Annotated in this window: 21 protein-coding genes and 1 pseudogene; 16 read left to right on the top strand and 6 right to left on the bottom strand. The window is 52.4% G+C overall.

Features of this window, described 5'->3' with window-relative positions; genetic code table 11:
- Nucleotides 1–732: a YebC/PmpR family DNA-binding transcriptional regulator gene (locus M0220_RS12220; RefSeq protein WP_030073572.1), complete on the bottom strand. Its 732-nt coding sequence runs from the start codon at nt 730–732 to the stop codon at nt 1–3.
- Between the two features lie 187 nt (nt 733–919).
- On the opposite strand from M0220_RS12220, the gene M0220_RS12225 reads away from it, so the two are divergent.
- Nucleotides 920–1,537, top strand: coding sequence for a LysE family translocator (locus tag M0220_RS12225; protein ID WP_030073570.1), 618 nt, complete (start codon nt 920–922; stop codon nt 1,535–1,537).
- 78 nt (nt 1,538–1,615) lie between these two features.
- Nucleotides 1,616–2,098, top strand: a complete 483-nt coding sequence (locus M0220_RS12230) for a glutathione peroxidase (protein WP_030073569.1) — start codon at nt 1,616–1,618, stop codon at nt 2,096–2,098.
- Nucleotides 2,099–2,122: 24 nt separating this feature from the next.
- Here the strand turns inward: M0220_RS12230 and M0220_RS12235 are convergent, their stop codons facing one another.
- A complete protein-coding gene (locus M0220_RS12235; RefSeq protein WP_030073568.1) occupies nt 2,123–2,506 on the bottom strand; it encodes a DUF7079 family protein in 384 nt (127 codons plus the stop codon).
- A 160-nt stretch (nt 2,507–2,666) separates the two neighbouring features.
- On the opposite strand from M0220_RS12235, the gene fabV reads away from it, so the two are divergent.
- From fabV to M0220_RS12285, 10 genes are all read left to right on the top strand, one after another.
- Nucleotides 2,667–3,872, top strand: coding sequence for an enoyl-ACP reductase FabV (fabV, locus tag M0220_RS12240; RefSeq protein ID WP_030073566.1), 1,206 nt, complete (start codon nt 2,667–2,669; stop codon nt 3,870–3,872).
- A 68-nt stretch (nt 3,873–3,940) separates the two neighbouring features.
- Nucleotides 3,941–4,156, top strand: a complete 216-nt coding sequence (locus tag M0220_RS12245) for a hypothetical protein (RefSeq protein WP_030073564.1) — start codon at nt 3,941–3,943, stop codon at nt 4,154–4,156.
- A 196-nt stretch (nt 4,157–4,352) separates the two neighbouring features.
- Complete coding sequence (locus tag M0220_RS12250) at nt 4,353–5,327, top strand: GlxA family transcriptional regulator (protein ID WP_030073562.1); 975 nt, start codon at nt 4,353–4,355, stop codon at nt 5,325–5,327.
- A 100-nt stretch (nt 5,328–5,427) separates the two neighbouring features.
- Complete coding sequence (locus M0220_RS12255) at nt 5,428–6,642, top strand: aspartate aminotransferase family protein (RefSeq protein WP_264017771.1); 1,215 nt, start codon at nt 5,428–5,430, stop codon at nt 6,640–6,642.
- Between the two features lie 35 nt (nt 6,643–6,677).
- Entirely contained in the window at nt 6,678–7,742 is a 1,065-nt protein-coding gene (locus M0220_RS12260; RefSeq protein ID WP_030073558.1) for an arginine N-succinyltransferase, read from the top strand.
- Nucleotides 7,742–8,773 (top strand): arginine N-succinyltransferase, encoded by a 1,032-nt coding sequence (astA, locus tag M0220_RS12265; RefSeq protein WP_030073556.1) that lies wholly within the window; start codon nt 7,742–7,744, stop codon nt 8,771–8,773. The genes M0220_RS12260 and astA overlap by 1 nt, the downstream gene beginning before the upstream one ends.
- 106 nt (nt 8,774–8,879) lie before the next feature.
- Nucleotides 8,880–10,355 carry a succinylglutamate-semialdehyde dehydrogenase gene (astD, locus tag M0220_RS12270; protein ID WP_264017772.1) on the top strand — a complete coding sequence of 492 codons (1,476 nt, stop codon included), beginning with the start codon at nt 8,880–8,882 and terminating at the stop codon, nt 10,353–10,355.
- A complete protein-coding gene (gene astB / locus M0220_RS12275) occupies nt 10,352–11,728 on the top strand; it encodes an N-succinylarginine dihydrolase (RefSeq protein ID WP_264017773.1) in 1,377 nt (458 codons plus the stop codon). Before astD ends, astB begins: the two co-directional genes overlap by 4 nt.
- A 347-nt stretch (nt 11,729–12,075) precedes the next feature.
- Complete coding sequence (gene bluB / locus M0220_RS12280; RefSeq protein WP_030073549.1) at nt 12,076–12,780, top strand: 5,6-dimethylbenzimidazole synthase; 705 nt, start codon at nt 12,076–12,078, stop codon at nt 12,778–12,780.
- Nucleotides 12,781–12,922: 142 nt separating this feature from the next.
- A complete protein-coding gene (locus M0220_RS12285; RefSeq protein ID WP_264017774.1) occupies nt 12,923–14,272 on the top strand; it encodes a DUF2252 domain-containing protein in 1,350 nt (449 codons plus the stop codon).
- Between the two features lie 32 nt (nt 14,273–14,304).
- Here M0220_RS12285 and M0220_RS12290 read toward each other — a convergent pair whose 3' ends face one another.
- From M0220_RS12290 to M0220_RS12300, 3 genes and pseudogenes are all read right to left on the bottom strand, one after another.
- On the bottom strand, nt 14,305–16,104 hold the full coding sequence (locus M0220_RS12290) for a GGDEF domain-containing protein (protein WP_030073545.1): 1,800 nt from the start codon (nt 16,102–16,104) through the stop codon (nt 14,305–14,307).
- A 341-nt stretch (nt 16,105–16,445) separates the two neighbouring features.
- A complete protein-coding gene (locus M0220_RS12295) occupies nt 16,446–17,498 on the bottom strand; it encodes an SPFH domain-containing protein (protein ID WP_030073544.1) in 1,053 nt (350 codons plus the stop codon).
- Nucleotides 17,499–17,512: 14 nt separating this feature from the next.
- Nucleotides 17,513–18,006, bottom strand: a pseudogene (locus M0220_RS12300) (NfeD family protein).
- Between the two features lie 156 nt (nt 18,007–18,162).
- Here M0220_RS12300 and copM point away from each other — a divergent pair.
- Both copM and M0220_RS12310 read left to right on the top strand, forming a co-directional pair.
- Nucleotides 18,163–18,660 (top strand): CopM family metallochaperone, encoded by a 498-nt coding sequence (copM, locus tag M0220_RS12305; RefSeq protein ID WP_030073540.1) that lies wholly within the window; start codon nt 18,163–18,165, stop codon nt 18,658–18,660.
- A 90-nt stretch (nt 18,661–18,750) separates the two neighbouring features.
- Entirely contained in the window at nt 18,751–19,467 is a 717-nt protein-coding gene (locus M0220_RS12310; RefSeq protein WP_084180481.1) for a trimeric intracellular cation channel family protein, read from the top strand.
- A 100-nt stretch (nt 19,468–19,567) separates the two neighbouring features.
- Here M0220_RS12310 and M0220_RS12315 read toward each other — a convergent pair whose 3' ends face one another.
- Nucleotides 19,568–22,531: a hypothetical protein gene (locus M0220_RS12315; RefSeq protein WP_264017775.1), complete on the bottom strand. Its 2,964-nt coding sequence runs from the start codon at nt 22,529–22,531 to the stop codon at nt 19,568–19,570.
- A 107-nt stretch (nt 22,532–22,638) separates the two neighbouring features.
- On the opposite strand from M0220_RS12315, the gene M0220_RS12320 reads away from it, so the two are divergent.
- Both M0220_RS12320 and M0220_RS12325 read left to right on the top strand, forming a co-directional pair.
- A complete protein-coding gene (locus M0220_RS12320) occupies nt 22,639–23,346 on the top strand; it encodes a DUF3581 family protein (RefSeq protein WP_030073535.1) in 708 nt (235 codons plus the stop codon).
- A gap of 127 nt (nt 23,347–23,473) precedes the next feature.
- Complete coding sequence (locus M0220_RS12325) at nt 23,474–24,460, top strand: TRAP transporter substrate-binding protein (protein WP_264017776.1); 987 nt, start codon at nt 23,474–23,476, stop codon at nt 24,458–24,460.
- The last annotated feature ends 1 nt before the right edge of the window (nt 24,461 follow it).

Here is a 24,461-nt window from a genome sequence, read left to right on the forward strand (position 1 = left end):
TTAAGCAGTTTGTTCCGGTAGTTCGGCGCTATGGAAAACATTTTGCACATCGTCGAGCTCTTCAAGCATACCCAGCAGTTTCTCAAACATCGCCACGTCATCGCCTTCGATGGGCGTTGGGGTCTGTGGCAAGAACTGGATCTCGTCAACCTCGAAATCAACCTCACCAAAAGCATCTAGCAGCGCTTGTTTGGCTTTAGCGTAATCGGTGTGCGGCGCAAACACCGTGATACGACCGTCTTCCTGCTCGATATCGGTAACGTCGACATCGGCTTCCATGAGTGCTTCAAGCACGGCTTCTTCATCGCTGCCTGCAAACGAAAAAATTGCGCAGTGATCAAACATGTGGCTGACGCTGCCGGGGGTGCCAATTTTGCTTTTGGTTTTGGTAAAGCAGCCGCGCACATCACCAAAGGTGCGATTGGGGTTGTCGGTCAAACAATCGACAATCACCATCACGTTGCCTGGCCCAAAGCCTTCATAGCGCGCTGGAGAAAAGTCTTCGCCACCTGCGCCACTGGCCTTATCTAAGGCTTTATCGATAACGTGAGAGGGTACTTGGTCTTTTTTAGCCCGCTCCATTAAACCGCGCAGCGCAAGGTTACCGTTTGGATCTGTGCCGCCTGCTTTGGCACAAACGTAAATTTCACGCCCGTATTTGCTGTAAACCTTGGTTTTCGCAGCGGCCGTTTTGGCCATGGATTCCTTACGGTTTTGAAACGCCCTACCCATATTGAAGTCCTTCATTAGCCATGAACCGCCTGCAGGGCAGGCGTCATCGTTTTCAAAAAGGGGAAAATTTTACCCAACAGCGTACCATGCTAACAGCGTTATTTAAGGAGGCGGATTTATTCGCTTAGAACCCGCTTAGCTGGCGTATAATTAGTCAGCCTATCTTGCTGATTTCAAGGAGAGAAAAATGCCGCTGTCACTCTGGCTATCGCTGGCTGCTATTTGTGCCATGGGAGCGATGTCCCCAGGACCTAGTCTAGCGCTAGTGTTGCGCCATACGTTAGGCGGGGGCCGCTTGCCCGGTATGACGGCTGCAGTTTTTCATGCGCTGGGTGTCGGGTTTTATGCGTTGCTCACCGTATGGGGCTTGGGTGCACTTATTGTGCGCCACCCAGCGTTATTTCAGCTAGTGACATGGTGCGGCGCAGCCTATTTGGCCTGGCTTGGAATAAAGGCACTACGGGCAGGCAGAGGTGGAGCGCTGTCACCCGAGGCAGCAGTGACGACACCACGCCAAGCGGCTAAAGAAGCAGTGCTAGTGGCGCTAGGTAATCCCAAGTTGATCATCTTTTTTGTGGCGCTATTAAGTCAGTTTGTAACGCCTGACATGAGTCTGCTGGCCAAGGCTATCATCGTCGCAACTGCAATTATTATTGACGGGGGGTGGTATGTTTTGGTGGCGGTGGGGCTTTCCCACTCTCGCGTACTGCCTTGGCTTCAGCGTCATGCCCACTGGATCAATCGAATCACTGGTGTGCTGCTTATTGCGCTGGCGCTGCGGGTTGTTGCAGGCCCGATTAGTTGATAAACCGTACTGGTGTAACCGCCATCGCCGTGGCATGGTAAAGCCTATGTTGGTGAAGTCATTTAGGGGGGCCTTGCGATGATTTATGAGCAGGATTGTTACACCCATCAAGGCAAGCCGTTCAACTTGCGGGCGCTGCGCGGGCAAGTATTGTTGGTGGTTAATGTGGCTAGTAAGTGTGGCTTTACCCCGCAGCTAAAAGAGCTAGAGGGTTTATATCAGCGCTATCGAGATCGTGGGTTTACGGTGCTTGGCTTCCCCTGTAACCAGTTTGGTAAGCAGTCGCCAGAGAGTGCAGAGGCTTTCTGTCTTTTTGGCGAGCAACAGTTTGGAGTCAGCTTTCCACTAATGGAAAAAGTATCAGTGAACGGTCCAAACGCCCATCCGCTGTTTGTTGTGCTTAAACAGGAGGCACCGGGCGTATTAGGTACTAAGGCGATCAAGTGGAATTTCACAAAGTTTCTGGTGGGGCGCGATGGCAGGGTGATCGCAAGGTTTGCCCCTAACGACCATGGGGCATCACTTCGGCTGGCGTTGGAAGCCGCTCTTGATAAAGAGTAACGGGTAAAAAAACGACGCGCACTGTTATATCTCGCCGCGGGTAACCATCAGTCGCTGCATTAATTCTACCCAGCGATGACGCACCATCATTGTGGTTAATCCTGAAAAAAGCGCCCAGCTTTTGCGCCGCCAGCCTTTTAGGCGCAGGTTGTGGCTTACCAGCTGCTTCATCAGTTGATAGTCATCGAACTTTCGCCATTCACTGGCAATTGATAGCTGGTGTCTCATCATCACGGGAGCAAGCTCCAAGCGGAACATCCACTCTAATTCCTTCAGCGACATGTCATGCTGTTCAATCATCTCAATCATATGGGCGTAATCACGCTCGCTCGGCTCGCGGTCCAACCACAGCGGGGCGAGAGCAAGCCATAAATCGCCGCGTTCATCGACTAGCTGCTGTGCGTTCATCAGGGTCTCGTCGGCAAAGGAGTGGTCAGGTCGCTATCCTGCCGTGAATGGCGGAGAAGCTCAAGAGCGGACAGGGCGCGTCTAGACCGCTAGAATACACCCCACACGGTAATGGCATTGCCATGCTGATAGCGACATCAATCTGATAAAGGGGTCCAACGTGATCATTAAACCAAAAGTGCGTGGCTTTATCTGCACCACCACTCATCCTAAAGGCTGCGAGCAAAACGTTTTAGAACAGATTGAAGCGACCCGCGCGCGTGGTTTAGATAAAAGCCAAGGTCCAAAAAAGGTGCTGGTGATTGGTGCTTCCAGCGGCTACGGCTTAGCAGCTCGTATTACGGCTGCCTTTGGTTATGGCGCTGATACCCTAGGTGTCTTCTTTGAAAAGCCTAGCAGTGAGAAAAAGACCGGTACTGCTGGCTGGTACAACAGCGCCGCGTTCGACAAGTTCGCCAAGCAAGAAGGTCTGTATAGCAAATCAATCAACGGCGATGCGTTTTCTAACGAAGCACGTGAAAAAGCCATTGAATTGATCAAGCAGGACATGGGGGAAGTTGATCTGGTGGTGTACTCCCTGGCTTCGCCAGTGCGTAAGCTGCCAGATACGGGTGAAGTGAAGCGCTCGAGCCTGAAGCCAATTGGTGAAACCTATCGCGCAACCGCGATCGACACCAATAAAGACGCCATCATCGAAGCAGAAGTCGAGCCTGCTACTCAGCAAGAGATCGACGACACCATCACCGTGATGGGCGGCGAAGACTGGGAGCTGTGGATGAGCGCCCTAGACGACGCGGGTGTGCTAGCCAAAGGTGCACGTAGTGTGGCGTTTAGCTATATCGGCACCGAAATCACCTGGCCGATTTACTGGCACGGTGCGTTGGGTAAAGCCAAGGAAGACCTTGATCGCGCCGCCGCAGCGATTGATGCCAAACTGAAAGAGTCCGGTGGTGGTGCCAACGTCGCCGTGCTTAAGTCGGTGGTTACTCAGGCGAGTGCCGCGATTCCTGTGATGCCGCTGTATATCGCCATGGTCTATCGCATCATGAAAGAACAGGGCCTACACGAAGGTACGATTGATCAACTAAACCGCTTGTTTGGTGATTACCTCTACACTGGTCAAGGTGATGCGATGGCCACCGATGATAAAGGTCGCCTACGTCTTGATGATTGGGAACTACGTGACGATGTACAAAAAGCCTGCCAAGACCTATGGCCTGCCGTCACTACAGAGAACCTGTTCGAAATTACCGACTATGCTGGTTATAAGCATGAATTCTTGAAGCTGTTTGGCTTCGAGCGTGATGATGTAGATTACGACGCAGATGTGAACCCTGATGTTCACTTTGATGTCGTTACACTATAGCGCGAAGCGTGTCGAGGAGGGTTAATCGCCGCGTTTTGATCATCTAACCGGAAAGCGAGAGGTGTTGTATGGATACCAAGGAAAGCAAAACCCGGGAAGAAGAGAAAGAGCACGTCATGAACGAACGTCTGCCCGAGGACTTTGAAACGTCACAGCCACAACGGCAGCCGGAAGCAAAAAAGTCTCCTAACGGACTGCATAAAATGCTCCCTTTAATTATTATCGTGATGGGGATTATCGTTGCAGGCATTGTCATGCTGGGGCTTGGCAACAGCGGCGGTTAACGAAGACGACATAGTATCGCCTTTTGTAGTATCCCCCTATTGCCGAGCATTACGCTCGGCAATTTTGTATTTATGCCCGCTATTTTTGTTTTAAGAGCCATAGCGCTGCCTTCACTTGCGCAATTGGGTAAGATGGCTTTTTTCTTGGCTATTTATCTGAGTTGGCGGCGATTTCTATGCAGCAAAGCAACGTGTTATGTCCTCAAGTACGTTGATGTCATCCGCTGGTGAACGCAGGCGGGTGGCCTTTGTGCTGCTGCCTGGTTTTTCGCTGCTGGCCCATGCGAGCGCTATCGAACCGCTGCATATGGCCAATCAGCTAAGCGGGCAGATGCTTTACCAAACCGTTACGTTAAGCTTAACCGATGAACCTGTACGCAGCGGCGCGCAGCTTTCCTTACTCGCTCAACATGTCTTAGGCGCGCCGCTTGGGCCGCTTGATATGCTGTTGGTATGTGCTCCTACACCGCTACCCTATGCATTGCCTGCCAAGCTAAATGAATGGTTGCGCAGCCATCAGGGCAGAGGTGTTGCTATCGGCGGCCTTGCGGGTGGCACGGAAGTGCTTGCCCGCTGTGGGTTGTTGGAAGGTTACCGCGCTACATTGCCCTGGCAACGTTTCGATGCGTTTGCGCAGGCGTACCCCCAGGTCACGCTTTCTCAGCAGCTATTTGAAATTGACCGTGACCGGATAACCTGTGCCGGTGGCACTGCTGCAATGGATATGATGCTAACGCTGATTGGCAAGCATCACGGCCAGCGCCTTGCCGAGCAGGTTTCTGAGCAGTTCGTCTGTGATCGCATCCGCTTAGCCGATGAGCGCCAACATGTACCACTACGTAATCGCCTTGGTCATGCGCCGCAAAGCCTAGTAGATGCCGTTACATTGATGGAGGCCAATATTGAAGAGCCGCTTTCTACGCTAGAGCTGGCCGAGCATTTGGGTATCTCTCGGCGTCAATTAGAGCGCTTATTTAAGAAGTATTTGCAAGCAGTGCCCAGCCGTTATTACCTGGATTTGCGCCTGCAGGATGCGCGTAAACAATTAAGAGAGAGCGACCGGCCGGTCGGTGATATCGCGCTAATGACTGGATTCTCCTCTGGCGCGCATTTTTCTACCGCCTATCGCAATCATTTTGGCATTACGCCACGTGAAGAGCGGCTTGGATAAGCGCAGCTTTTCATAATTTACCGTCCCAATACTGAAAGCACGGCGTCTGTCGCCCCCCGTATACTAACTCTATCCTTTATTTCACCGGAGGTATTGTCCCATGAACTACACCCCAAGCCGTCAGGATTTCGATCACTACATGACGCCTAACTACGCACCACAGCAAATTATCCCGGTACGTGGTGAAGGCAGCCGCTTGTGGGATCAACAGGGACGTGAATACATCGATTTCGCCGGTGGTATTGCGGTCAACTCACTAGGCCATTGCCACCCGGTGCTGGTAAATGCGCTTAAAGAGCAGGGCGAAAAGCTTTGGCATTTGTCGAATGTATTTACCAATGAGCCGGCGCTGGCACTTGCCAAAACGCTTACTGAGCGCACGTTCGCCGATAAAGTGTTCCTGTGCTCCTCTGGCGGCGAAGCCAACGAAGCGGCGCTGAAGCTAGCCCGCCGTTGGGCGGTCAACCACCATGGCGAGCACAAAGATAAAATTATCTCGTTTTATCAGTCTTTCCATGGCCGCACTTTCTTTACTGTGAGTGTGGGTGGCCAACCCAAGTACTCTCAAGGCTTTGGCCCAGTGCCTGGTGGCATTCTGCACGCCAACTTCAATGACCTGGAAAGCGTACGCAAGCTAGTGGGCGACGATACCTGCGCCATTATGGTTGAGCCGATGCAGGGCGAAGGTGGCATTGTTCCCGCGACCCAAGAGTTTCTTCAGGGGCTACGTGATCTGTGTGATGAGCACAACGCGCTGCTAATTTTTGATGAAGTACAAACCGGCGTTGGCCGCAGCGGCGAGCTTTACGCCTACAAAAATTTCGGTATCACCCCGGATATTCTCACCAGTGCCAAGTCACTGGGTGGTGGTTTCCCGATTGGTGCCACCTTAACCACGGATGCGATTGCGAAATCTTTAGCGATTGGTACCCATGGTTCTACCTATGGGGGCAATGCGTTGGCATCGGCGGTTGCGCTAGCGGCCGTGGAATTCATTGATACCCCTGAAGTACTTAACGGCGTTAAGCATCGTCACGACCTGTTCCGTGAGCATTTAGAAACTATTAACCGCAAACATGGCGTGTTTAAAGAAATCCGCGGCATGGGGATGCTGATGGGCGCACAAATGTCGGATGCTTTTGAAGGCCGTGCTAAAGACATTCTGCCGTTGGCTATCGAAGAGGGCGTGATGGCATTGATTGCTGGTCCCAACGTGCTACGCATGGCGCCATCTTTAGTTATTCCAGAAGACGATATTGCTGAGGGCATGGCGCGCCTAGAGCGTGCGATTGAGCGGCTAGTTGCCAGCGCATGAGTAGGCAAGAAGCCACACAAGAGGGGGCGTTAAGGATGCTGGTAATTCGACCGGTAACAATGGCTGATCTTCCAGCCCTGGAGCAGTTGGCAGAGCACGCGGTGCCACGGCTCACCAATCTGCCCGCCAACCGTGATCGGCTAGAGGAGCGCATTGTGCGCTCCCAGGAAGCTTTTAATAGTGAAATTGAGTTTCCCGGCAACGAACATTATATGTTTGTGCTGGCGGATGATGACCGCGAGGAAGTGCTAGGCACGGCGACCATCCGTGCCCAAGCCGGTGCAGCAGAAGCCTATTACACTTATCGTCAGGAAACGCTGATTCATGCTTCTCAGCAGTTGAACGTACGTCGGGAAGTGCAAACCTTAGCACTTTCTCACGAAGCCTCTGACGCCACGCTGCTCTGCGCGTTATCGCTCAACCCGCGCTATAAAGGCACCAGTGCAGAAAGTCTGTTACGCCGTGCGCGGCTGATGTTCATTGCTCAATATCCCGAGCGTTTTTCACGCATTCTGGCGGTAGCGTTTCCGGGCTACTTGGATAGCAAAAACGAATCGCCTTTTTGGGAAAGCGTTGGCCGTCACTTTTTTGCCCGCAGCTTTCAAGAGATGAATCACATTGCTGGCGTCCGCTCGAAAAGCTTTATTGCCGAAGTGATGCCGCAATTTCCGCTTTATCTACCGCTGCTAACACCGCAGGCGCGCGCTGCCATTGGTCGCGAGCATCCCGCCCATGAAGATGCGCTAGCCGAAATGTTGGCAGAAGGCTTTGTACGCTCTCGCCATGTCGATATTTTTGACGCAGGGCCGATTGTAAAAGCCGAACGCGAGCGCTTGGAAACCTTCCGGCGTGCTGCCTGGCATCCGGTTAGGGTACGCCCTGAACACGCACTGCCCGATGCAGAACCCGCGATGATTGCCAATCAAACGCTAGGTGATTTCCGCTGTATCGTGGCGCGTTATGCGCTTTCACCTACTGGGCAATTGATGCTTTCACCACAGCACGCTAAACGCTTAGGTGTTGAAGAGGGGCGCGCGGTGCTGGCCGCGCCATTAACCCTGCCAAGCGCGGTAGATGCGCTTGATGAAGGAGAAATGTAATGCGCATTCGACCCATTGCCCGTGACGATTTAGATGGGCTCCAGGCGCTTGCGCAACAGGCAGGCGTTGGTTTTACCTCACTGCCGGATAACCGTGAGTTTTTGGCTGGAAAAATTGAAGCCGCTGCCCGTGCCTTTGAAGAGCGCACGCCGATTAACGATCGACTCTACTTCTTTGTACTGGAAGATGAGCAGAGTGGTGAGTTGGCAGGCTGCTGCGCCATTGAAGGCCAAGTGGGTCGTGAAGTGCCATTTTACAACTACCGGCTTGGTACGTTAGCGCACTCCTCGGTGCAGTTAGATTTGCACCGCACGATCGATACGCTGTTTTTAAGCTCTGATCATACCGGCGATGCCGAAGTGTGCTCGCTGTTCTTACGCCCTGAATATCGCGGCGAAGCGAATAAACACCTACGTAATGGCGCGCTTCTTTCCAAAGCCCGCTGGCTGTTTATTGCGCAGTTTCGTGACCGTTTTCCGCAAAAAGTGCTGGCAGAGATGCGCGGCGTGTTTGATGAACATAACACCAGCCCCTTTTGGGAAAGCTTGGGTAAACACTTTTTTCCCATGGACTTTAATGAGGCCGATCGGTTAACCGGGCTAGGCCAGAAAAGCTTTATCGGTGAGTTGATGCCGAAGTTCCCGATCTACACCACGTTTATGTCGGAAGAGGCACGTGCCTGCATTGGTCAAGTGCACCGCCATACACGACCAGCCCTTGAAATGCTCAAGAAAGAAGGTCTGCGTTGGGAAGGCTATATCGATATTTTCGATGGTGGACCCACAGTGGAGGCCTACATTGACGACGTGCGAGCGATTCGTAATTCGCAGCTTTGCCAAGTAGAAGTTTCTCAAAACGCGCCTGACGAAAGCGAGAGCCTCTGGCTGGCAGCCACTACTGAGATGCTTAACTTCAGCGCTAGTTGGATAGGACGCGGTCCCACCCAGGAGAACACTATTGTGCTTAGCCAGCAAGAAGCCGACCGCCTGGGTGTTACAGCAGGTGACCACATTCGCTTGTTGGAAACCTAGCTTTTCAAGCACAGCTATTTAAACACTGATCTTTATTAACAGTCTTTCAAAACAAATACACATAACAAGCTCGCACCACCAGCACGCATACGGGAAGGAGATAACGATGCACGCCCAACAGCAGCAACTGATTAACGGCGCCTGGGTAACGGGCGATGCCGACACCTTTACAAAGCATGATCCTGTTTCTGGAACACTGCTTTGGCAAGGAGCTTCGGCCTCAAACGCACAAGTTAGCGCCGCTATCGATGCCGCGCGTGCCGCTTTTCCTGAATGGGCGCGCACTTCGTTTGCGCAGCGCCAAGCACTTGTTGAGCGTTTTGTTGAGGTACTGACGGCTCGCCGTGAAGACCTAGCAATAGCAATTGCCTCTGAGACCGGCAAGCCGCTTTGGGAAGCACGCACTGAAGCCGGCGCGATGGTCGGCAAGGTGGCGCTATCTATCAAGGCCTACCATGAGCGTACAGGCGAGCGAGAAAAAGACGTGGGCAGTGCGAAAGCCGTACTGCGCCATCGCCCTCACGGTGTCATGGTGGTGTTTGGCCCCTACAACTTCCCTGGCCACCTACCCAATGGCCATATGATGCCCGCGTTGCTCGCAGGCAATACCGTAGTGTTTAAACCCAGCGACCAAACCCCGCTGACCGCTGACTTAACCCTGCAATGCTGGGTGGAAGCGGGACTGCCTGCAGGCGTAATTAACTTAGTGCAGGGCGGTGTTGCTGTCGGCCAAGCCCTGGCAGCGCACCCCGGCATTGATGGCCTGCTGTTTACCGGCAGCGCTAAAGTCGGTGGCATGCTACAGCAGCAGTTCGCTGGACAGCTGGATAAAATTCTCGCTTTGGAGCTGGGAGGCAATAACCCGCTGGTGGTCAAAGACGTCGACGACGAGCGTGCAGCTGTACTGACTATTCTGCAGTCGGCGTTTTTATCTGGTGGCCAGCGCTGCACCTGTGCCCGTCGCTTAATGGTACCGCAGGGTGAGGTTGGCGATCGCCTGATCGACGCGCTTTCTGATGCGATCAGCAAGTTGCACGTGGCTGGGCAATTTGAAGAAGAGCCCGTGGCGCCATTTTATGGCGGCTTGGTCAGCGTGGTAGCTGCCGATGGCCTGCTGAAAGCGCAAGATGAGCTGGAAGCCATGGGCGGTACGGTGATTAACCGGATGCAGCGCCTGAAAGAGAACACCAGCCTGTTAAGCCCGGCGTTGATTGATGTGACGGGGCTGGACGTGCCGGACGAGGAGCATTTCGGCCCGCTGCTGAAAATCCATCGTTACAGCGATTGGGATGAAGCATTAGCCCTTGCCAATGATACACGCTATGGCTTATCTGCAGGACTCATCGGTGGCGATAAAGCTGACTGGGATGATTTCCTGCTGCGCATTCGTGCGGGCATCGTGAACTGGAACCGCCAAACCACAGGTGCCTCTGGCGACGCCCCCTTTGGCGGCGTAGGTGACAGCGGCAACCACCGGCCCAGCGCTTACTACGCGGCGGACTACTGCGCTTACCCAGTGGCATCTATGGAAGCCGACACCCTGGAAATGCCGGACACGCTGCCGCCAGGAGTCAACCTATGAGTGACGTGGTGAATATTAATAACAACGTGGTTAATAACAACGTCAGAGAAGTCAATTTTGATGGTCTGGTAGGGCCTACCCACAACTACTCTGGGCTGGCACACGGCAACGTGGCATCGATGAGTCATGGTGGATTGGTATCCAACCCCAAAGAGGGCGCACTGCAGGGGCTTCTGAAAATGAAGTCACTGATGGATGCGGGCTATGCCCAAGGTGTATTACCACCTCAACAACGACCCGATGTGGGGGCGCTGCGGGATTTAGGCTTCAGCGGTAGCAATAGCGACGTGCTCACCCGCGCTGCAAAAGAGGCTCCTCAGTTACTGCGCGCCGTCTGCTCGGCTTCCAGTATGTGGACGGCCAACGCAGGCACCGTTACCCCCAGCGTTGATGCGCCAGATCGTCGGGTGCACTTCACCCCGGCGAACCTGCAATCGAGCTTTCATCGCTACCTAGAGCCGCAAACCACTGGCCGTGTACTACAGGCTATTTTCCATGATGAGCAGCATTTCGCTCATCACCCTGTACTGCCAGCAACGCCTGCTTTTTCTGATGAGGGCGCGGCCAATCACACCCGGCTATGCGGTGAACACGGCGAGCCAGGCATTCACCTATTTGTGTATGGTCGCCAAGCATTTGGCGGTGAGCGTGAGCCGCAACGCTTCCCCGCTCGTCAAACCCTGGAAGCCAGCCAGGCGGTGGCCCGCCAGCATGGGCTAACAGATGCGCAAACGGTATTTGCCCAGCAGCATCCAGATGCCATCGACGCGGGGGTCTTCCACAACGATGTCATTGCCGTGGGTAATGGCCCCGTGTTGCTTTATCACGAAATGGCCTTTTTGGATGAAGCGCGCACGTTGGATGAGCTGCGCGCCAAAATGTCCACGCCATTGATCCCGGTGCGGGTGCCGTTAGACGCGGTGAGTATGGAGGATGCGGTAGCGTCGTACCTGTTTAACTCCCAGCTACTTTCCAACCCGGATGGCACCATGACACTGGTCGTGCCCAGCGAGTGCCAAGAGCGTGAAGCCGTCTGGCGCACGATCCAGGACTTCATTCTGGCGGGCCATAACCCGATTGCGGAAGTGGTCGTTAAAGATGTTAAACAGAGCATGCGCAATGGTGGTGGACCTGCCTGCCTGCGTTTACGCGTTGCCTTATCAAACGCTGAACAGGCAGCGTTGACCGGCCGCGTGTTAATCAATGATGCGCTATACGATGATCTGACTGCGTGGGTCAACCGCCATTACCGTGACCGCCTTACGGCAGATGATCTTTCCGACCCCCAGCTTGCCACTGAAGTGCTCACCGCGCTGGATGAGCTGACACAACTGCTTAAAATCGGACCTGTCTATCCGTTTCAGTTGGGATAATGGTAGCGGTGGTCGACAGGCTTTCTATGTTGTTTAGTGCTGCTTGGGGGAGGGGTGTAAGCTCCCGCTTCTTTAAATGGGAGCTTACGGAATAATGATATAACGCTGATCCCCGTAATTGGTTAAGGTGGTTCATTACCGTATAGCGGAATAAGGGTGTGGGACTCACTCCTGCCGGAAGTCTATGCGGTAAAGCTAAGCGAGTCTGCGCTATGATTTGATTAAACAATTCTTAGCGGCTGCTAGCCACCTCATCATTCGCGATCTTCTACCGCTATCGTTTTCAAGGAAGAGAGCTGCCTATTCAATGTCTGTAAAATCGATCAGCAAAAGGCCAGATCAGCTTAATGACTATCTCTAACCACCACTTCTCCGATGCCGAGAAGCGCGGGCTGTACCGCGCCATTTATGAACGGCGCGATGTGCGCTCACAGTTCTTACCTGATCCTATTGCCCCCGAGGTGTTATCAAGACTGCTAAAGGCAGCCCATCACGCACCTTCGGTAGGCTTTATGCAGCCGTGGGATTTTATTGTGATCGAAAGCCGCGAGGTTAGAGCAGCGATATTGGCGATGTTTGAGCAAGAAAACCACAAAGCCGCGGAGCGGTTTGAGGGCGATCGCAAGGAGCGTTACCAAGGCTTGAAGCTTCAAGGCATTTTGGAAAGTCCGCTTAACCTCTGTATTACCTGCGATCGCAGTCGGGGAGGCCCCCATGTACTAGGCCGCAATAGTATTGTGGATACCGACCTTTTCAGCACGTGTTTAGCGGTGCAAAATCTTTGGTTGGCGGCGCGGGCAGAAGGCATTGGCGTTGGTTGGGTCAGTATTCTCGACCAAGATCAGCTCAGCACGGCGTTAAAGTTGCCTGAACATGTTTATCCGTTGGCTTATCTTTGCATGGGCTATGTCAGCGAGTTTCTAGATCAGCCTGAGTTGGAAACAAAAGGCTGGCGCTCTCGGCTTTCATTAGATGAATTGGTGCACCATGATGGCTGGGGTAGTTCGTTGGCAGAAAGCCCGCTTCTAACTTTTTTACAAGAGCACGAATAGCCAGATCTTAACGTTGGGGAATTCGTCGATACCCGAGTTAGCTAACTGGGTATAGTTAAAATTTGCTAATGACTTATTCTCTTAACGTTTCTCACCTACGCTGATAGCAGAATGCTTTTTACGCACAGAAAAAGGCAACGCGATGAGCCATGCACTAACCGGACATAACCGCCCACAGCAAGTGATTGAGGCGATTCAGCAGGTGAATGCCCCGCTAAATGTGGCACACCGCCAAGCAAAGTACGCCAAGATGGCTGCCTCTCCCTACCGATTCTTTCGTGGAACTAATCACTTATATTGGCAGGACGTATGGCATGACTGGCGTTTTGCGCTATTTGGCGGATGGCCGTCTACCCAAACATGGCTTCAAGGCGATGCGCATATTTATAACTTTGGTGCTTATGGTCACCACGATGACCAAGTGCGCTATGGCATGGATGATTTTGATGATGCGTTGATAGGCGACTATCAATACGATGTATGGCGGCTGGCGATCAGCGTAGTGTTGGATAGCCGTGAAAACGCAGCGTTAAGTTCTAAAGCGTCTGATAAAGCGCTGAAAAAGCTGTTAGAGGGGTACATCCATACGCTAGCGGATTACAAAGAAGCTCATGTAAAAGATGACCATACTAAAGAGCTGCCCATTGATGCGGTGACTTTGGATAGCGCCAAAGGGCCACTCAAGCCGTTTATGGGGAAAGTTGCCGATAAGCAGAGTCGGGCGCGTATGCTGGAAAAATGGACGACTCTAGATGAGCAGAAAGGGCGCATATTTGCCGAGCGCCCTGGCAAGTTAGCGAACTTACCTGCAGATGTCGCCAGCCAGCTGCGTCGTTTGATTGAGCAAGAGTACCAACAGACGCTACAGCATCCGATCAAAGAGAGTGACCCAAAACACTTTCGTGTAAAAGATACCGCGCGCCGCCTAGATGCGGGAACGGGCTCGCTAGGTGTCGAGCGCTATTATGTATTAATCGAGGGTGGTGCGGCTCATGAACACGACGACGTTATATTAGATGTTAAAGAACAGGTAACGCCGGAAGCTTACAGCTTAATGAATAAAGCTCAGCAGCAAGCGTGGCGAAAGTTATTTCCTAATGAAGGCATTCGCCATGCGGCAGCCTTTCATGCCATTGCTGAACACCCGGACGCCTATTTGGGTTGGCTGACCATGAACGGCAAAGTGTTTTCGGTCAGAGAGCGGTCTCCATTCAAAAAAGATGTGCCTACCCACAAACTTTCAGGGGGCAAGTCTTATCGCAAGTTAGCGCGTCAGTGGGGAGAAATTCTCGCACGTGAACATCTGCGCGGTGCCCAGGCTCTTCACCGTGGGCATTCTGCACCATTTGCCAACGCGGTATGTCAGCGCTTGGAAGGACGTGAAGCGCAATTTATTGAGGTGGTATCGACCCTTGCGGTTGCTTATGCCGACTGCGTATCACAAGATTACGAGGTATTTGTAGAGCACTTTCTGGCGACGAATTCTTGCTAAGAGGCTACGCCATTAATGTTGATGGCGTTTGTTCATAGCGTTTGTTGTTTACTAAACAAGTAGCTTTGCTCTTCAAGCGATTCTTCCCAAACAACACAGCGGTTTCGTCCGCTGTGTTTTGCGTGATAAAGGGCTTCGTCAGCGAGTCGTAGCAGCTTCTTAGGGTCTCGAGTGTGATCAGGGTAGGTGGCTATCCCGCAGGACAGTGTTATTTGCCGAAGAGCCGTGCCTTCATGAGTAAATATCTCTTGAGATATAGAGGCTAGTAGCGTGTTTGCCCTGGACTCCGCAGCGATTTGGGACGTGGCAGGTAGCAGAGCAATAAACTCTTCGCCACCGAAACGACAGATAACATCAAGACCGCGTAAGTGTTGGCGTAGTAGTCGTGCGACCTCTACCAATACAGCGTCTCCTGTATCGTGACCAAAAACGTCGTTAATCTGTTTGAAATGATCGATATCAAGCATTAAAACTGAAAGTTGGCTGGCGTATTGTTGCGCTCGCTGACAGTGATGATCAAACGCAGTATCGAAGTGGCGTCGGTTATGCAGCCCTGTTAGCGGGTCTTTAAATGATAGCCCTTCGAGTTCCTGAACCAGCTTGTCGAGATCGGCTGTCCGAGACGCTACCTGTTGCTCAAGCGTTTCATTCGCGATAGCAAGCTGTTGCTGGGTATGGCGATAGTGCCATAGGAAAATAGCAGCATTGGCGAGAGTGAAAGCTAATGTGCCATAGCTTAATGGTACGTTGCGCCAGGTTACAAAGCCGTGAGCAACGGCCATATCAGCTAACAACAACGGTGCAAAAAACGTAAAGCTAACCACCAGCAACCGCTGCTCCACTTTCAGTCGTTGAAAGCGCATAAGTGCGAGTACCAGCATCATGGGAAGTGTGATAGCTAGCATTACGTCAAAGATGGGAAAAGTGATTGAAAGGCTGATCACACCAAGCTGCACTAGCCCCATAGTGGCAACGAGATATACTAGGTGAATAATCCACAGCCGGGTTATCCAGCGCTTAGCAGTGCCCTCCAACCAGTCGCTGAGCAATAAGCCCAATGCCACTGGCAGGGTGTAGTAACTTCCAGCACGCAATATGTCCCAGGCTAGCGCTCCATCTGCCATTAGTTGGCGCGCTGGAGTTTCTGCAATTAACATCAGCCCCGAAGCGTAGGCAAATAGCGCAATGGCACTAAAACCGCGTCGTTCAGGGCCAATTAATGTGAAAATGGTTGCGAGAATAGCCAACACTAATACCAGCGCACTGACGGCTAAATCTTTAGTAGAGTCGTGAATCACTTGCTTTAGAACATCACTACGCTCCATTACCTGGATTTGGCCCCACAAGCCAATACTGGTGTAGTACGAATAGAAGCGAAAAGTGAGGGGCTGGCCGGCGGCATCTTGGGGAAGGTCAATCATATGCCAGGGCCAGCCAGCAAAATCCCCCTTTCCTAGATCGTCAAACTCCCCGTATTGATAAATAAGCGTGTCGCCTAGATAAACTTGACCGATAAGATTAATGCTAGTGATAAATAGAACCGGGTCGTTCCAGTCACCGGCTGGCAGCGTCGTTCGCAACCAAAGATGCTCGTGCCCTTCGCGTCCCGGTGGATTAAACGGAGAGTCAATTGACTGCCATTCACTAAAATTGCCGTGTAGCCATTGTGGCTGGTTATTTGAATCAAGTGGTGAGTCACCCCAGCGAAATTCCCAATTTTGCAGCGGTAGGGGCTGAGCAGCAGCGGTAAGGCCACTAGGCAGGAGCACAAAAGCAGCCAGTATTAGAAGCAGCTGGGTGCAGTGACGTATGGCAAGCCAATGAGGCAGCATGATGAACGCCCTAATCTACTGGTTACAATCCTTGTGCTGAAAAGTGCCTCAGCCCAATAATCCGATGAGTTGGTTGAGGCGCGATGATAAAAACACTAACCCCAGCCGCCCGCTTAACTAGCAAGAAACATCAGGCGATGACAGTGCCTTTAACGTTAAAATGCGTGATAACACTAATAAACAGAGTCAACTATGAAACAGGGTTGGCTGGGTTTTTTAACCAGCCTAACCGTGTTTCACACTGCCTCTAGGTATAACACCTCTAGAAATAGCATTTAGCCTGGTATTATTGAAATAGTACTTTTTAAATGACTACAAAATAATTATTTATCACTAAACAATTAATGACCGCCAGCCGCGCCACCGACGATACCGCTACGAAAGCCGCTTTCGCTGCTGTTGCGCTGTTTTAAGTGATTAGCGACAGTGTCTTCGGGGGAGCCCGCCATTTCACGGAACATGCCCATTGACCCCAGTAGAGCAGAGGACTCGTAAGGCACGAATACCCGCTCTCCGTCTTTCGCCATGTTGGGCAGCCCTTTGATATAGCTTTGGCCAAGTAGGTAGCCCACTACGGTGCGCTTGTTCTCTTCGCTGTCGCCGATGGCGCTAAGCACAAGCTTAATAGATTCCTGTTCACCTTGGGCGCGTAGAATTGCTGACTCTTTGTCCCCCTGGGCATTTAGAATGGCCGACTCACGCTGCCCTTGCGCCATTGCAATGGCGGCGGACTTTTCACCTTCTGCTTCTGTTACCGTCGCACGGCGTTTACGTTCGGCAGCCATTTGCAGGCGCATTGCGGTTTCTACCTCGTCCGGCATGGCAATATCTTGCACCTCTACGCGGGAGATCTTGACTCCCCATTTGGACGCGGGCTCCTCCATTGCTGCCTGGATTTCATTGTTCACCTCAGCACGGGACTCAAACAGTTTATCTAGCTCCATCTTACCGACTACTGAGCGAAGCGTGGTTTTTGCCAGCACCTCGACGGCTTGACTCATATTTTCTACTTCGTAGACGGCACGTTTAGGGTCAATAATTTGGTAGTAGAGCGCACCATTGATTCTCACGGTGACGTTATCTGTGGTGACAACTGGCTGGCCAGGAAAGTCCATGACCGTTTCACGGCGGTCAATACGGATTTCATCGCTGGTAATGGCTGTGTAGTCTTCGCCCATCTTGCGATAGCGCAGCATTGTGATCGCACGCGGCTGCTCAATAAACGGAATAATAATGTTGATGCCGCTTTCAAGTACGCGATGAAACGAACCGAGACGCTCGATCACCATCACTTCTGACTGGCGAACAATGACCAATCCTTTCGAGATGATGAGCACGCCAATAACGACGATAATCAGGCTGATGAGCAGGCCTGGGCTAATCGAGAAATCCATGAGGCTATTCATGTTTATGGCTCCTTGCGTTGGAAATTGCATCCTGGGAAGTAGCGTCTGTTGAAGGTGTCAGCGTCACTAAGGCCGTTGTACCTTCAAAGCGTTTAAAGACCACTTGGGTTCCTGGCGGCAGCTCAGTATCACCGCTTTCGATCACCCGTAAACGGTAGAAGTCACCGTTCACTTTAATACCGGTTGCACTGTCAAAGTCACGTATCAGCGTTCTGTACTGGTTGTCTTTTTCAACGCCGGTACCCGTTGTGCCATAGGCAACGCCTTTTGGCGAAAAGCGCGGGCGGATTACCATAACGCCTAAGGGTACTAGAATGCCTGCGAAAACCCCCATGCTGAGCAACTGCCAAGGTAGCGATAACCCCAGCGCCGTTACCGCGGCGGTCAGCGCCGCAGCGATCCCCAGCGCAAGCAGTAGCATTGCGCCGGAGGTTAGTTCTGCCAAGCTTAGCAACAGGGCAATCACCAACCACGTATAAGCAGGGTTCCAGTCCATGTGTGCTCCTATGCAGTCTATGGGTGAAGCTGTTCACTAGAATCAGCTGTCCACTAGAGTAACCTACTCGACGTCTGTTGACCTGTGTGCTGCCTATAGGTTTTAAACTCTATTTCCTCTTATTTCATGCTTTTATCACTCTCTGGGAGAGTTGCTATGTCGCTCGTTGTTTTAACATGTAAATTAGCCAGTGCACGTTTATTAAATCCATTAAACGTGGCGGTGAGTGTTGTCGCCATGGCGAGTTTGATGGCGGCTCCTTTACTGTTTGCTGATCATCATGGCAGCTATGACCATCATGGCAGCTATGACCATCATGATAGCCATACACAACAAGATAGCCGTACACAGCATGGTAGCCATGGCCACCATGGAGCACCGGCGCAGGCACAGGAAGAAAATCCAGCCGTTACAGCGTATCAAACTGCCAGTGATCGTATGCATGAAGATATGGCAATGTCATTTACAGGCAACCCAGATATAGATTTCGCTAAAGGTATGATTCCTCATCATGAAGGCGCTATTGCTATGGCAGAAATTGTGTTGGAGTACGGCGAAGATTCTGAGATTCGCCAACTGGCAGAAGATATTGTTGCTGCTCAAGAGAGTGAAATTGCTTTCCTTCGCGAATGGTTAGAGCGCCATGGTCACTAGTTAATATTTTCATCGCTTTTGGGATGACCCTCCCATTCACAGGAGTGCTATTCTGCTCGCCTTATTAAGCATGTCTCTAAGGAGCGTCGCGTGTCGGGTGTGATTTACTGGTTGGATATGGCGGGGGTCATCGTATTTGCTTTGTCAGGTGTGATTTTGGCATGCCGCTCGCGGATGGACCCCTTCGGTATGCTGGTGCTCGCGGCGGTGACGGGCATCGGTGGCGGCACGCTCAGGGACTTGGTGCTAGGCGTTCGCCCGGTATTCTGGGTGACAGATCCGACCTATTTGTGGGTGATATTAGCCACAGTGGGCGTATCCTTGGTAGGGTTTCACTATATTCATCGCCTTTCTCGGGGCTTTCTACCTGTTGCTGATGCATTTGGGCTGGCGCTATTTACCGTCATTGGCACTCATAAAGCATTGCTGCTGGGTACATCAGGCGTTGTGGCGGTGTTAATGGGTATGATGACCGGTGTGGCAGGTGGCATGATTCGTGATGTGCTAGCCCAGCGGGTGCCCATGGTGCTCCGTGAAGAGATCTACGCGACCGCAGCCTTGGCGGGGGGCATTGTTTACGTGGCGTTCGATGCGTTAGAGGCGCCGCTAACCGTTGCAATTGCAGCTGCTTTAACAGTGACACTTGGGTTGCGCCTAGCGGCGATTTACTGGCACCTGGCGTTACCGGTGTTTGCCTGGGTAACCCTACCACCGAAAACCCATGATGAGTCTGCCGTACCGTTATCAACCCCTCAGAAAGCCAAAGAGCGGGTGCGGATGATTCGCCGGGAACGCACAAAGCGTTAGCCTGAACGCCTACTTTTTGCGATGTCGCTAAAAGTAGGCGCGCCTATTCTTTTCCTTCATTTTTTCTTGTGTTCGTCGCTATCTTCTCTCTCATTTACTTTCAAAATGCACGTGCTTCTCGCCAGCGATCAAACCAGCGCCTTGGTTGCACTACCTTCAATGTGGGTTCGCTATCGATCAGCTCTACGCCTATTCCTAATGCGCCAAGGTGTGCATAGAGCGCACCGTTGGCGCTTTTGTCAGATAATGTGACATCTGAAAGCAGTAACAGCGGACCACCGGTAAGCGTGAGGTTATGTAGGCGTATGCGTTCGCCGTTGATCTGAAGCTGCGCGTTACCGTTAATGCCATGGACGTTTAATAGCCGCCCCAGCCAGTCACTTTGCCTGGCGCGGGCTAGGAAGAGCCGGGCCAATAGCCCGGTATCACGCATGCCAAGGCGCAGTTGGCTAGTTAAGCGAATAGGGTCACCCCACTCAAGCTGTGCTTCGTCCATGCTAAGTTGCACCCACCAGCCAGCATCTTGTGCGCCTTCCGAGCTTTGCCGAAAAACATTTTCTAGCCGCAGGAAAGAGTCATTGGCGTTGAAGCGCCGTGTTTCTAAATCACCTTCGGTAAGCCGCAGATGTAGTTCAACATCGCCCTTTAACTGCTGATCAAGTAGTGCTAGTTCGGCACCAAATGCACGTAGGGTAATATCTCCCTGAGCGGTAAGTCCATCCAGTAGCCATTCGCTGGTTAGGCTAGCTTGGCCGCCCAGCAAGGTAACTCCTGCATCTTCAGGTAGGTAACGGTTATAACGGGTGAAGTCAGGCACCTCCGTAATAGGCAGCGCGATGCGAGTAGTGAATAAATCGGGCTCTGGCGACTCCAGCACGTCACTAAAGCGGGCTGTTTCAGTTGTGAGTGCAAAGTGGCGGCCCTCCAAATGGGGGCGGTCATCGTCTTGGCGCATCAGCGCAAAGTGTGGAATGCCTAACGAAAGCCGGGCCTGCTCAGACGTGTCGAGTTGGGCCGTCAGTTCGCCGCGCCCAGTAGCGATGTAATCTAAAAATGCCACCTCAAGCTGGTTGGCATTCACCCGTAGGCGAGTGGGTGCTAATAAGCGATCATTACGAAAAGCTCCCTGAGCGAATAGTTGGCCGTTACCGGAAAGTGCCAGCCCGTGGGCGTCGGGTAAAAAGATATTTAAGAACCCCAGTCGCTGAACGCTACCTTCGAGTGAAAACTCGCCGCTGAGCGGTTTATCCCCATCACTGTTACTTCCATTGCGCTGAAAGCGGCCATCATTGAGTACTAGAATACTCTCTAATTGCTCGCTGGTAGCGTGCCTATCCGCTACTTGCCAGCGCAGACGTGAACCGCTGATATCAAGCCTTGTGCCGTCCAGAGCCGCTTGTCGAATGGCTAATCTAAGCTGCGCGTTGCTTTCCAGTACACCGTTCTGTTCCGTGTGTTGCCAGCGGGTGGCTAATTGCTCTCCTTCTAAAAGGATCTCACCCTGCGTTTGCTCGGTGGTGAAGTCGAGCCGCCCACTGCTAGTCGCTTGGCCACTGAGCAGCTGTAAGGGGGCTGGGTCGGGCAAGGCGGCTTTAAGATAGGTTTGTAACACGCTAATGTCGGGTAAGCGCGCGGATTGCCAGGTTAGGCGAGCAGTAGCGTTTTCTTGCGCCAACGTTGGGTCTAGTGGGCTACTTGCATTCAGCGTAATGGCAGCATCGGCCATCAACGTTCGCTGATGGTGGCTGAGGGTGGCGTCAGTGAAGGTGAGTGTCGCGTCTATCGCCTCTTCGTTTGACAGTTGTGCGGCCAATGAGCCGCTTCCTTGAGCCGTGAAATCAAGTAAATTAGCCGCAAGTGTTGGCGCTTGAATCGCTAACGATGCGTGATAAGGCTTGGCGTCACGTAGTGTCACGCTAGCCTCAATTTGACCGTTACCGGCAAGCCGAACTCCTTGGCCGTCAAATGTATGTGCCAGGTAGCGGTCAAGCATATCCAGGCGAGTGACGTCGCCCTTTAGTTCAAGTGAGGCGCCAGTGGGAAGGTCTAGTTGGTCTAGGCGCTGATTGGGCATACTGGTCGCTAGGCGAAGTTGCGTATTGGTGGCGTAGGGGTGGGTATCCGCCAATACGACATCGATGAGCTGGGTTGAAAAGTTAAGCTCATCGTTTTCTACCGCCAAGCGCACAGCGCCTTCACCAACGGCGGTGTGGAGCGGAGGCGGTGCTTCTGCAATCAACCAGCGCAGGTTGTCTGTTTCGCGGGGTCGCAGGCGCTGTTCGTTCACCGATAAGCGCAATTCAGGCGCATTTAAGGTTAGCACGCTGCCATGCTGTAGCTCGCCGTCGCTCAGGTTAAGCTCACCTGTTAAGTTGCCATGACCATCAAGTGTCAACCAGGGTAGCGCTTCTAAGTAGGGCATAAAGACGTCCCAGGCATCTGCTTGGGCCTCTATGGTCAGTTGAGCAGACAGGGCGCTGAGTAACTCCGCGGTGAGTTCTTCGCGGGGGATTTGCGCGGTAGTGACGCTCTCTAAGGAGGCATCTGCGCGTAACTGAATATCTTGCACCAGCGAGGCTTGGTCGCTAAGGCGTATTAGGCGACCTTGGCTGATATCCAACGATACGCTAGGGACGGCTAACGCAGCGCGGCTTAACTGGGTATCCTTCACCTGTAGTTGGCCTTGTGCCTCTAAGGCAATATCGCCGACGGTTAAGCGGCGAATGCCGTTGGCATCCAATGCCTGTATGTGCAGCTCACCGCGCAGGAGTGCCAGTAATGATAGCGAAAGTGTTGCCTGCTGGGCTTCAACGGATATTGGCAAACTGTCGTCTTCTCGTGCCAAGTAAAGATTTTCTACTTCCCAGCGTCCTGGGTGAAGGCTGTTTGCATTCGTCCAGCGCACGTCGACCCCTTCGATCTGAGAAAGTCGTTCTGGTAGCCATTGGCTATTGAGCAGCCAGGTGCTGCCACCTACCCACACCAACGTCGCCACTAATGCGCTTAGTAGTAGGATGATCAGGACACGGGGTAGACGTTTTGATCTTGGGTTCTCGTTCGGCATACGGGCTTCCTTGCAGATGACTCCTGTCGGCGCGTGTTTTATGGCATTATGCGCGTCGTGGGACCGTAATGGGTTTTCGATTTCAACGCTAGGCAGGCAGCAAAGCCATGTTCAAGGATTTTTACGCGCAGCGCGGAGAGTATGTTGTGATCTCTGCTGAGCAGGCCAGCCGTTTCGCCAAGGGCGTGGCCGGCGATTACAACCCGATTCATAATCCAGATGCGCGCCGTTTTTGCGTACCTGGTGACCTGCTATTTACGCTGGTATTGGTGAAATTTGGGTTGTCGCGACAAATGGAATTTCGCTTCACCAATATGGTGGGAGCCGACACACCGCTCAAATTTAGTGAAGACGAGAACGGTCATCTACATGTCTGCGATGATGGTGGTAAATGCTACCTTCAGGTAACTCGTGGTGGAGAAGTGACTCACGATGAAGCGGCTATTGAGGCCTTTGCTCGCTGCTATGTGGCATTTTCGGGTAAAAACTTTCCCCACTATTTAAAACCTTTGATGGAGCAGCATGGGGTAATGTTTAATCCTAAGCGCCCCTTGGTTATTTACGACAGCATGGGCTTTTCCCTAGAGCGTTTAGACGGTTTTTCGCCGAACTTAGCGCTAACAAGCTCCTCGCTAGAAGTGCAGGGTAAGCGCGCCGATGCCTTGCTTGAGTTTTCGATTGAGTCTGCTGGAGAAGCGGTTGGGGTGGGCTCTAAGAAATTAGTGGTTAGTGGCTTGTGTGATTACGACGCGACTGAAATGGCAGCAATTGTTGATGAGTTTTACCGCTTAAAAGCGGCTTACGAAGCAGCGTAAGTAGCGTCGTTGCGTTAGCGTAATGGCGGGTGCCATTAACGCTAACGCTAATGTATTCTCAAAGTCTATCAATTAAAAAAACACGCGAAGCGCTATGGGCGCTTTCGCTGGATACAAGAGGCTTTGCATGAATCGCATCAAAACGCTTACGCTTGCCTGCGCAACAGCCACGCTCGCCGTTTCAGCCATGAGTGCTCAAGCGCGGGATTTTCGTCTCGGTCTTATCACGCCTGCACAGCATCTATGGTCCACCGAGGCGGAAGCCTTTGCCCAAACGCTTAACGAGCGCTCTGATGGTGAGCATAGCGTTAGCGTTTTTCCAGCCCAGCAGCTTGGCAATGAAGCGCAGATGGTTCAGCAGCTTCAAACTGGCGCATTAGATATGGCTTTTTTAACAATTGCCGAAATTTCAAATCGTATTCCTGATTTTGGTGCGCTTTATGCGCCTTATCTAGTGGATGACGTTAACCATGCGGCACAGCTGTTACGTTCTGACGCGGCTGGAGAACTACTCGAATTAATGCCGCAAGAAGTCGGCTTAATTGGCGTTGGTTACGGCATGGTGGGTATGCGCCAAGTGCTCAGCCGTGATCCTATTGAAAGCGCCGACGATCTGCAGGGGCAGCGTTTACGTATTACCCCATTTGAGCCAATCCGTGATTTCTATACGGCCACTGGTGCTGCCCCTGCGCCCATGCCGCTATTAGAAGTGTATGATGCGCTGGCTAACGGCCAGGTCGATGCTATTGATATGGATTTCGACTCTATTTTGATTTTGAAATTCTACGAGCAGGCGGAAAATCTGCTGATTTCTAATCATATGATGTTCCCTATGGTGGGCGTGGTGTCTGGTCGAGTGTGGCGCGAGCTGTCGGAAGATGATCGTGAGCTGATTGATACCGCAATGGCGGAGCATCTTGAAAACGTGTTGGTAGGCTTTGAAGAGATGGATGCCGCTCAGGAAGAGGAAATCCGTGCTTTAGATATCAACATTGTTGAAGCGGATGCTGAGTTCTTCTCTGACGCCATTGCACAGTGGGAAAGCATCTGGGCGCCGAAAGCGCCTATGTTAGAAACGTTACGTGCCGAAGCTGACCGGTTACGTGACGAGTAAG

It is taken from the genome of Halomonas qinghailakensis, assembly GCF_025820815.1.
Taxonomy (GTDB): domain Bacteria; phylum Pseudomonadota; class Gammaproteobacteria; order Pseudomonadales; family Halomonadaceae; genus Vreelandella; species Vreelandella qaidamensis.

Bases quoted from the DNA above. Each gene is read 5' to 3' on its own strand.
- M0220_RS12220 (WP_030073572.1), bottom strand. From the start codon at position 732: ATGGGTAGGGCGTTTCAAAACCGTAAGGAATCCATGGCCAAAACGGCC.
- M0220_RS12225 (WP_030073570.1), top strand. From the start codon at position 920: ATGCCGCTGTCACTCTGGCTATCGCTGGCTGCTATTTGTGCCATGGGA.
- M0220_RS12230 (WP_030073569.1), top strand. From the start codon at position 1,616: ATGATTTATGAGCAGGATTGTTACACCCATCAAGGCAAGCCGTTCAAC.
- M0220_RS12235 (WP_030073568.1), bottom strand. From the start codon at position 2,506: ATGAACGCACAGCAGCTAGTCGATGAACGCGGCGATTTATGGCTTGCT.
- M0220_RS12245 (WP_030073564.1), top strand. From the start codon at position 3,941: ATGGATACCAAGGAAAGCAAAACCCGGGAAGAAGAGAAAGAGCACGTC.
- M0220_RS12250 (WP_030073562.1), top strand. From the start codon at position 4,353: ATGTCCTCAAGTACGTTGATGTCATCCGCTGGTGAACGCAGGCGGGTG.
- M0220_RS12255 (WP_264017771.1), top strand. From the start codon at position 5,428: ATGAACTACACCCCAAGCCGTCAGGATTTCGATCACTACATGACGCCT.
- M0220_RS12260 (WP_030073558.1), top strand. From the start codon at position 6,678: ATGCTGGTAATTCGACCGGTAACAATGGCTGATCTTCCAGCCCTGGAG.
- astA (WP_030073556.1), top strand. From the start codon at position 7,742: ATGCGCATTCGACCCATTGCCCGTGACGATTTAGATGGGCTCCAGGCG.
- astD (WP_264017772.1), top strand. From the start codon at position 8,880: ATGCACGCCCAACAGCAGCAACTGATTAACGGCGCCTGGGTAACGGGC.
- astB (WP_264017773.1), top strand. From the start codon at position 10,352: ATGAGTGACGTGGTGAATATTAATAACAACGTGGTTAATAACAACGTC.
- bluB (WP_030073549.1), top strand. From the start codon at position 12,076: ATGACTATCTCTAACCACCACTTCTCCGATGCCGAGAAGCGCGGGCTG.
- M0220_RS12285 (WP_264017774.1), top strand. From the start codon at position 12,923: ATGAGCCATGCACTAACCGGACATAACCGCCCACAGCAAGTGATTGAG.
- M0220_RS12290 (WP_030073545.1), bottom strand. From the start codon at position 16,104: ATGCTGCCTCATTGGCTTGCCATACGTCACTGCACCCAGCTGCTTCTA.
- M0220_RS12295 (WP_030073544.1), bottom strand. From the start codon at position 17,498: ATGGATTTCTCGATTAGCCCAGGCCTGCTCATCAGCCTGATTATCGTC.
- copM (WP_030073540.1), top strand. From the start codon at position 18,163: ATGTCGCTCGTTGTTTTAACATGTAAATTAGCCAGTGCACGTTTATTA.
- M0220_RS12315 (WP_264017775.1), bottom strand. From the start codon at position 22,531: ATGCCGAACGAGAACCCAAGATCAAAACGTCTACCCCGTGTCCTGATC.
- M0220_RS12320 (WP_030073535.1), top strand. From the start codon at position 22,639: ATGTTCAAGGATTTTTACGCGCAGCGCGGAGAGTATGTTGTGATCTCT.
- M0220_RS12325 (WP_264017776.1), top strand. From the start codon at position 23,474: ATGAATCGCATCAAAACGCTTACGCTTGCCTGCGCAACAGCCACGCTC.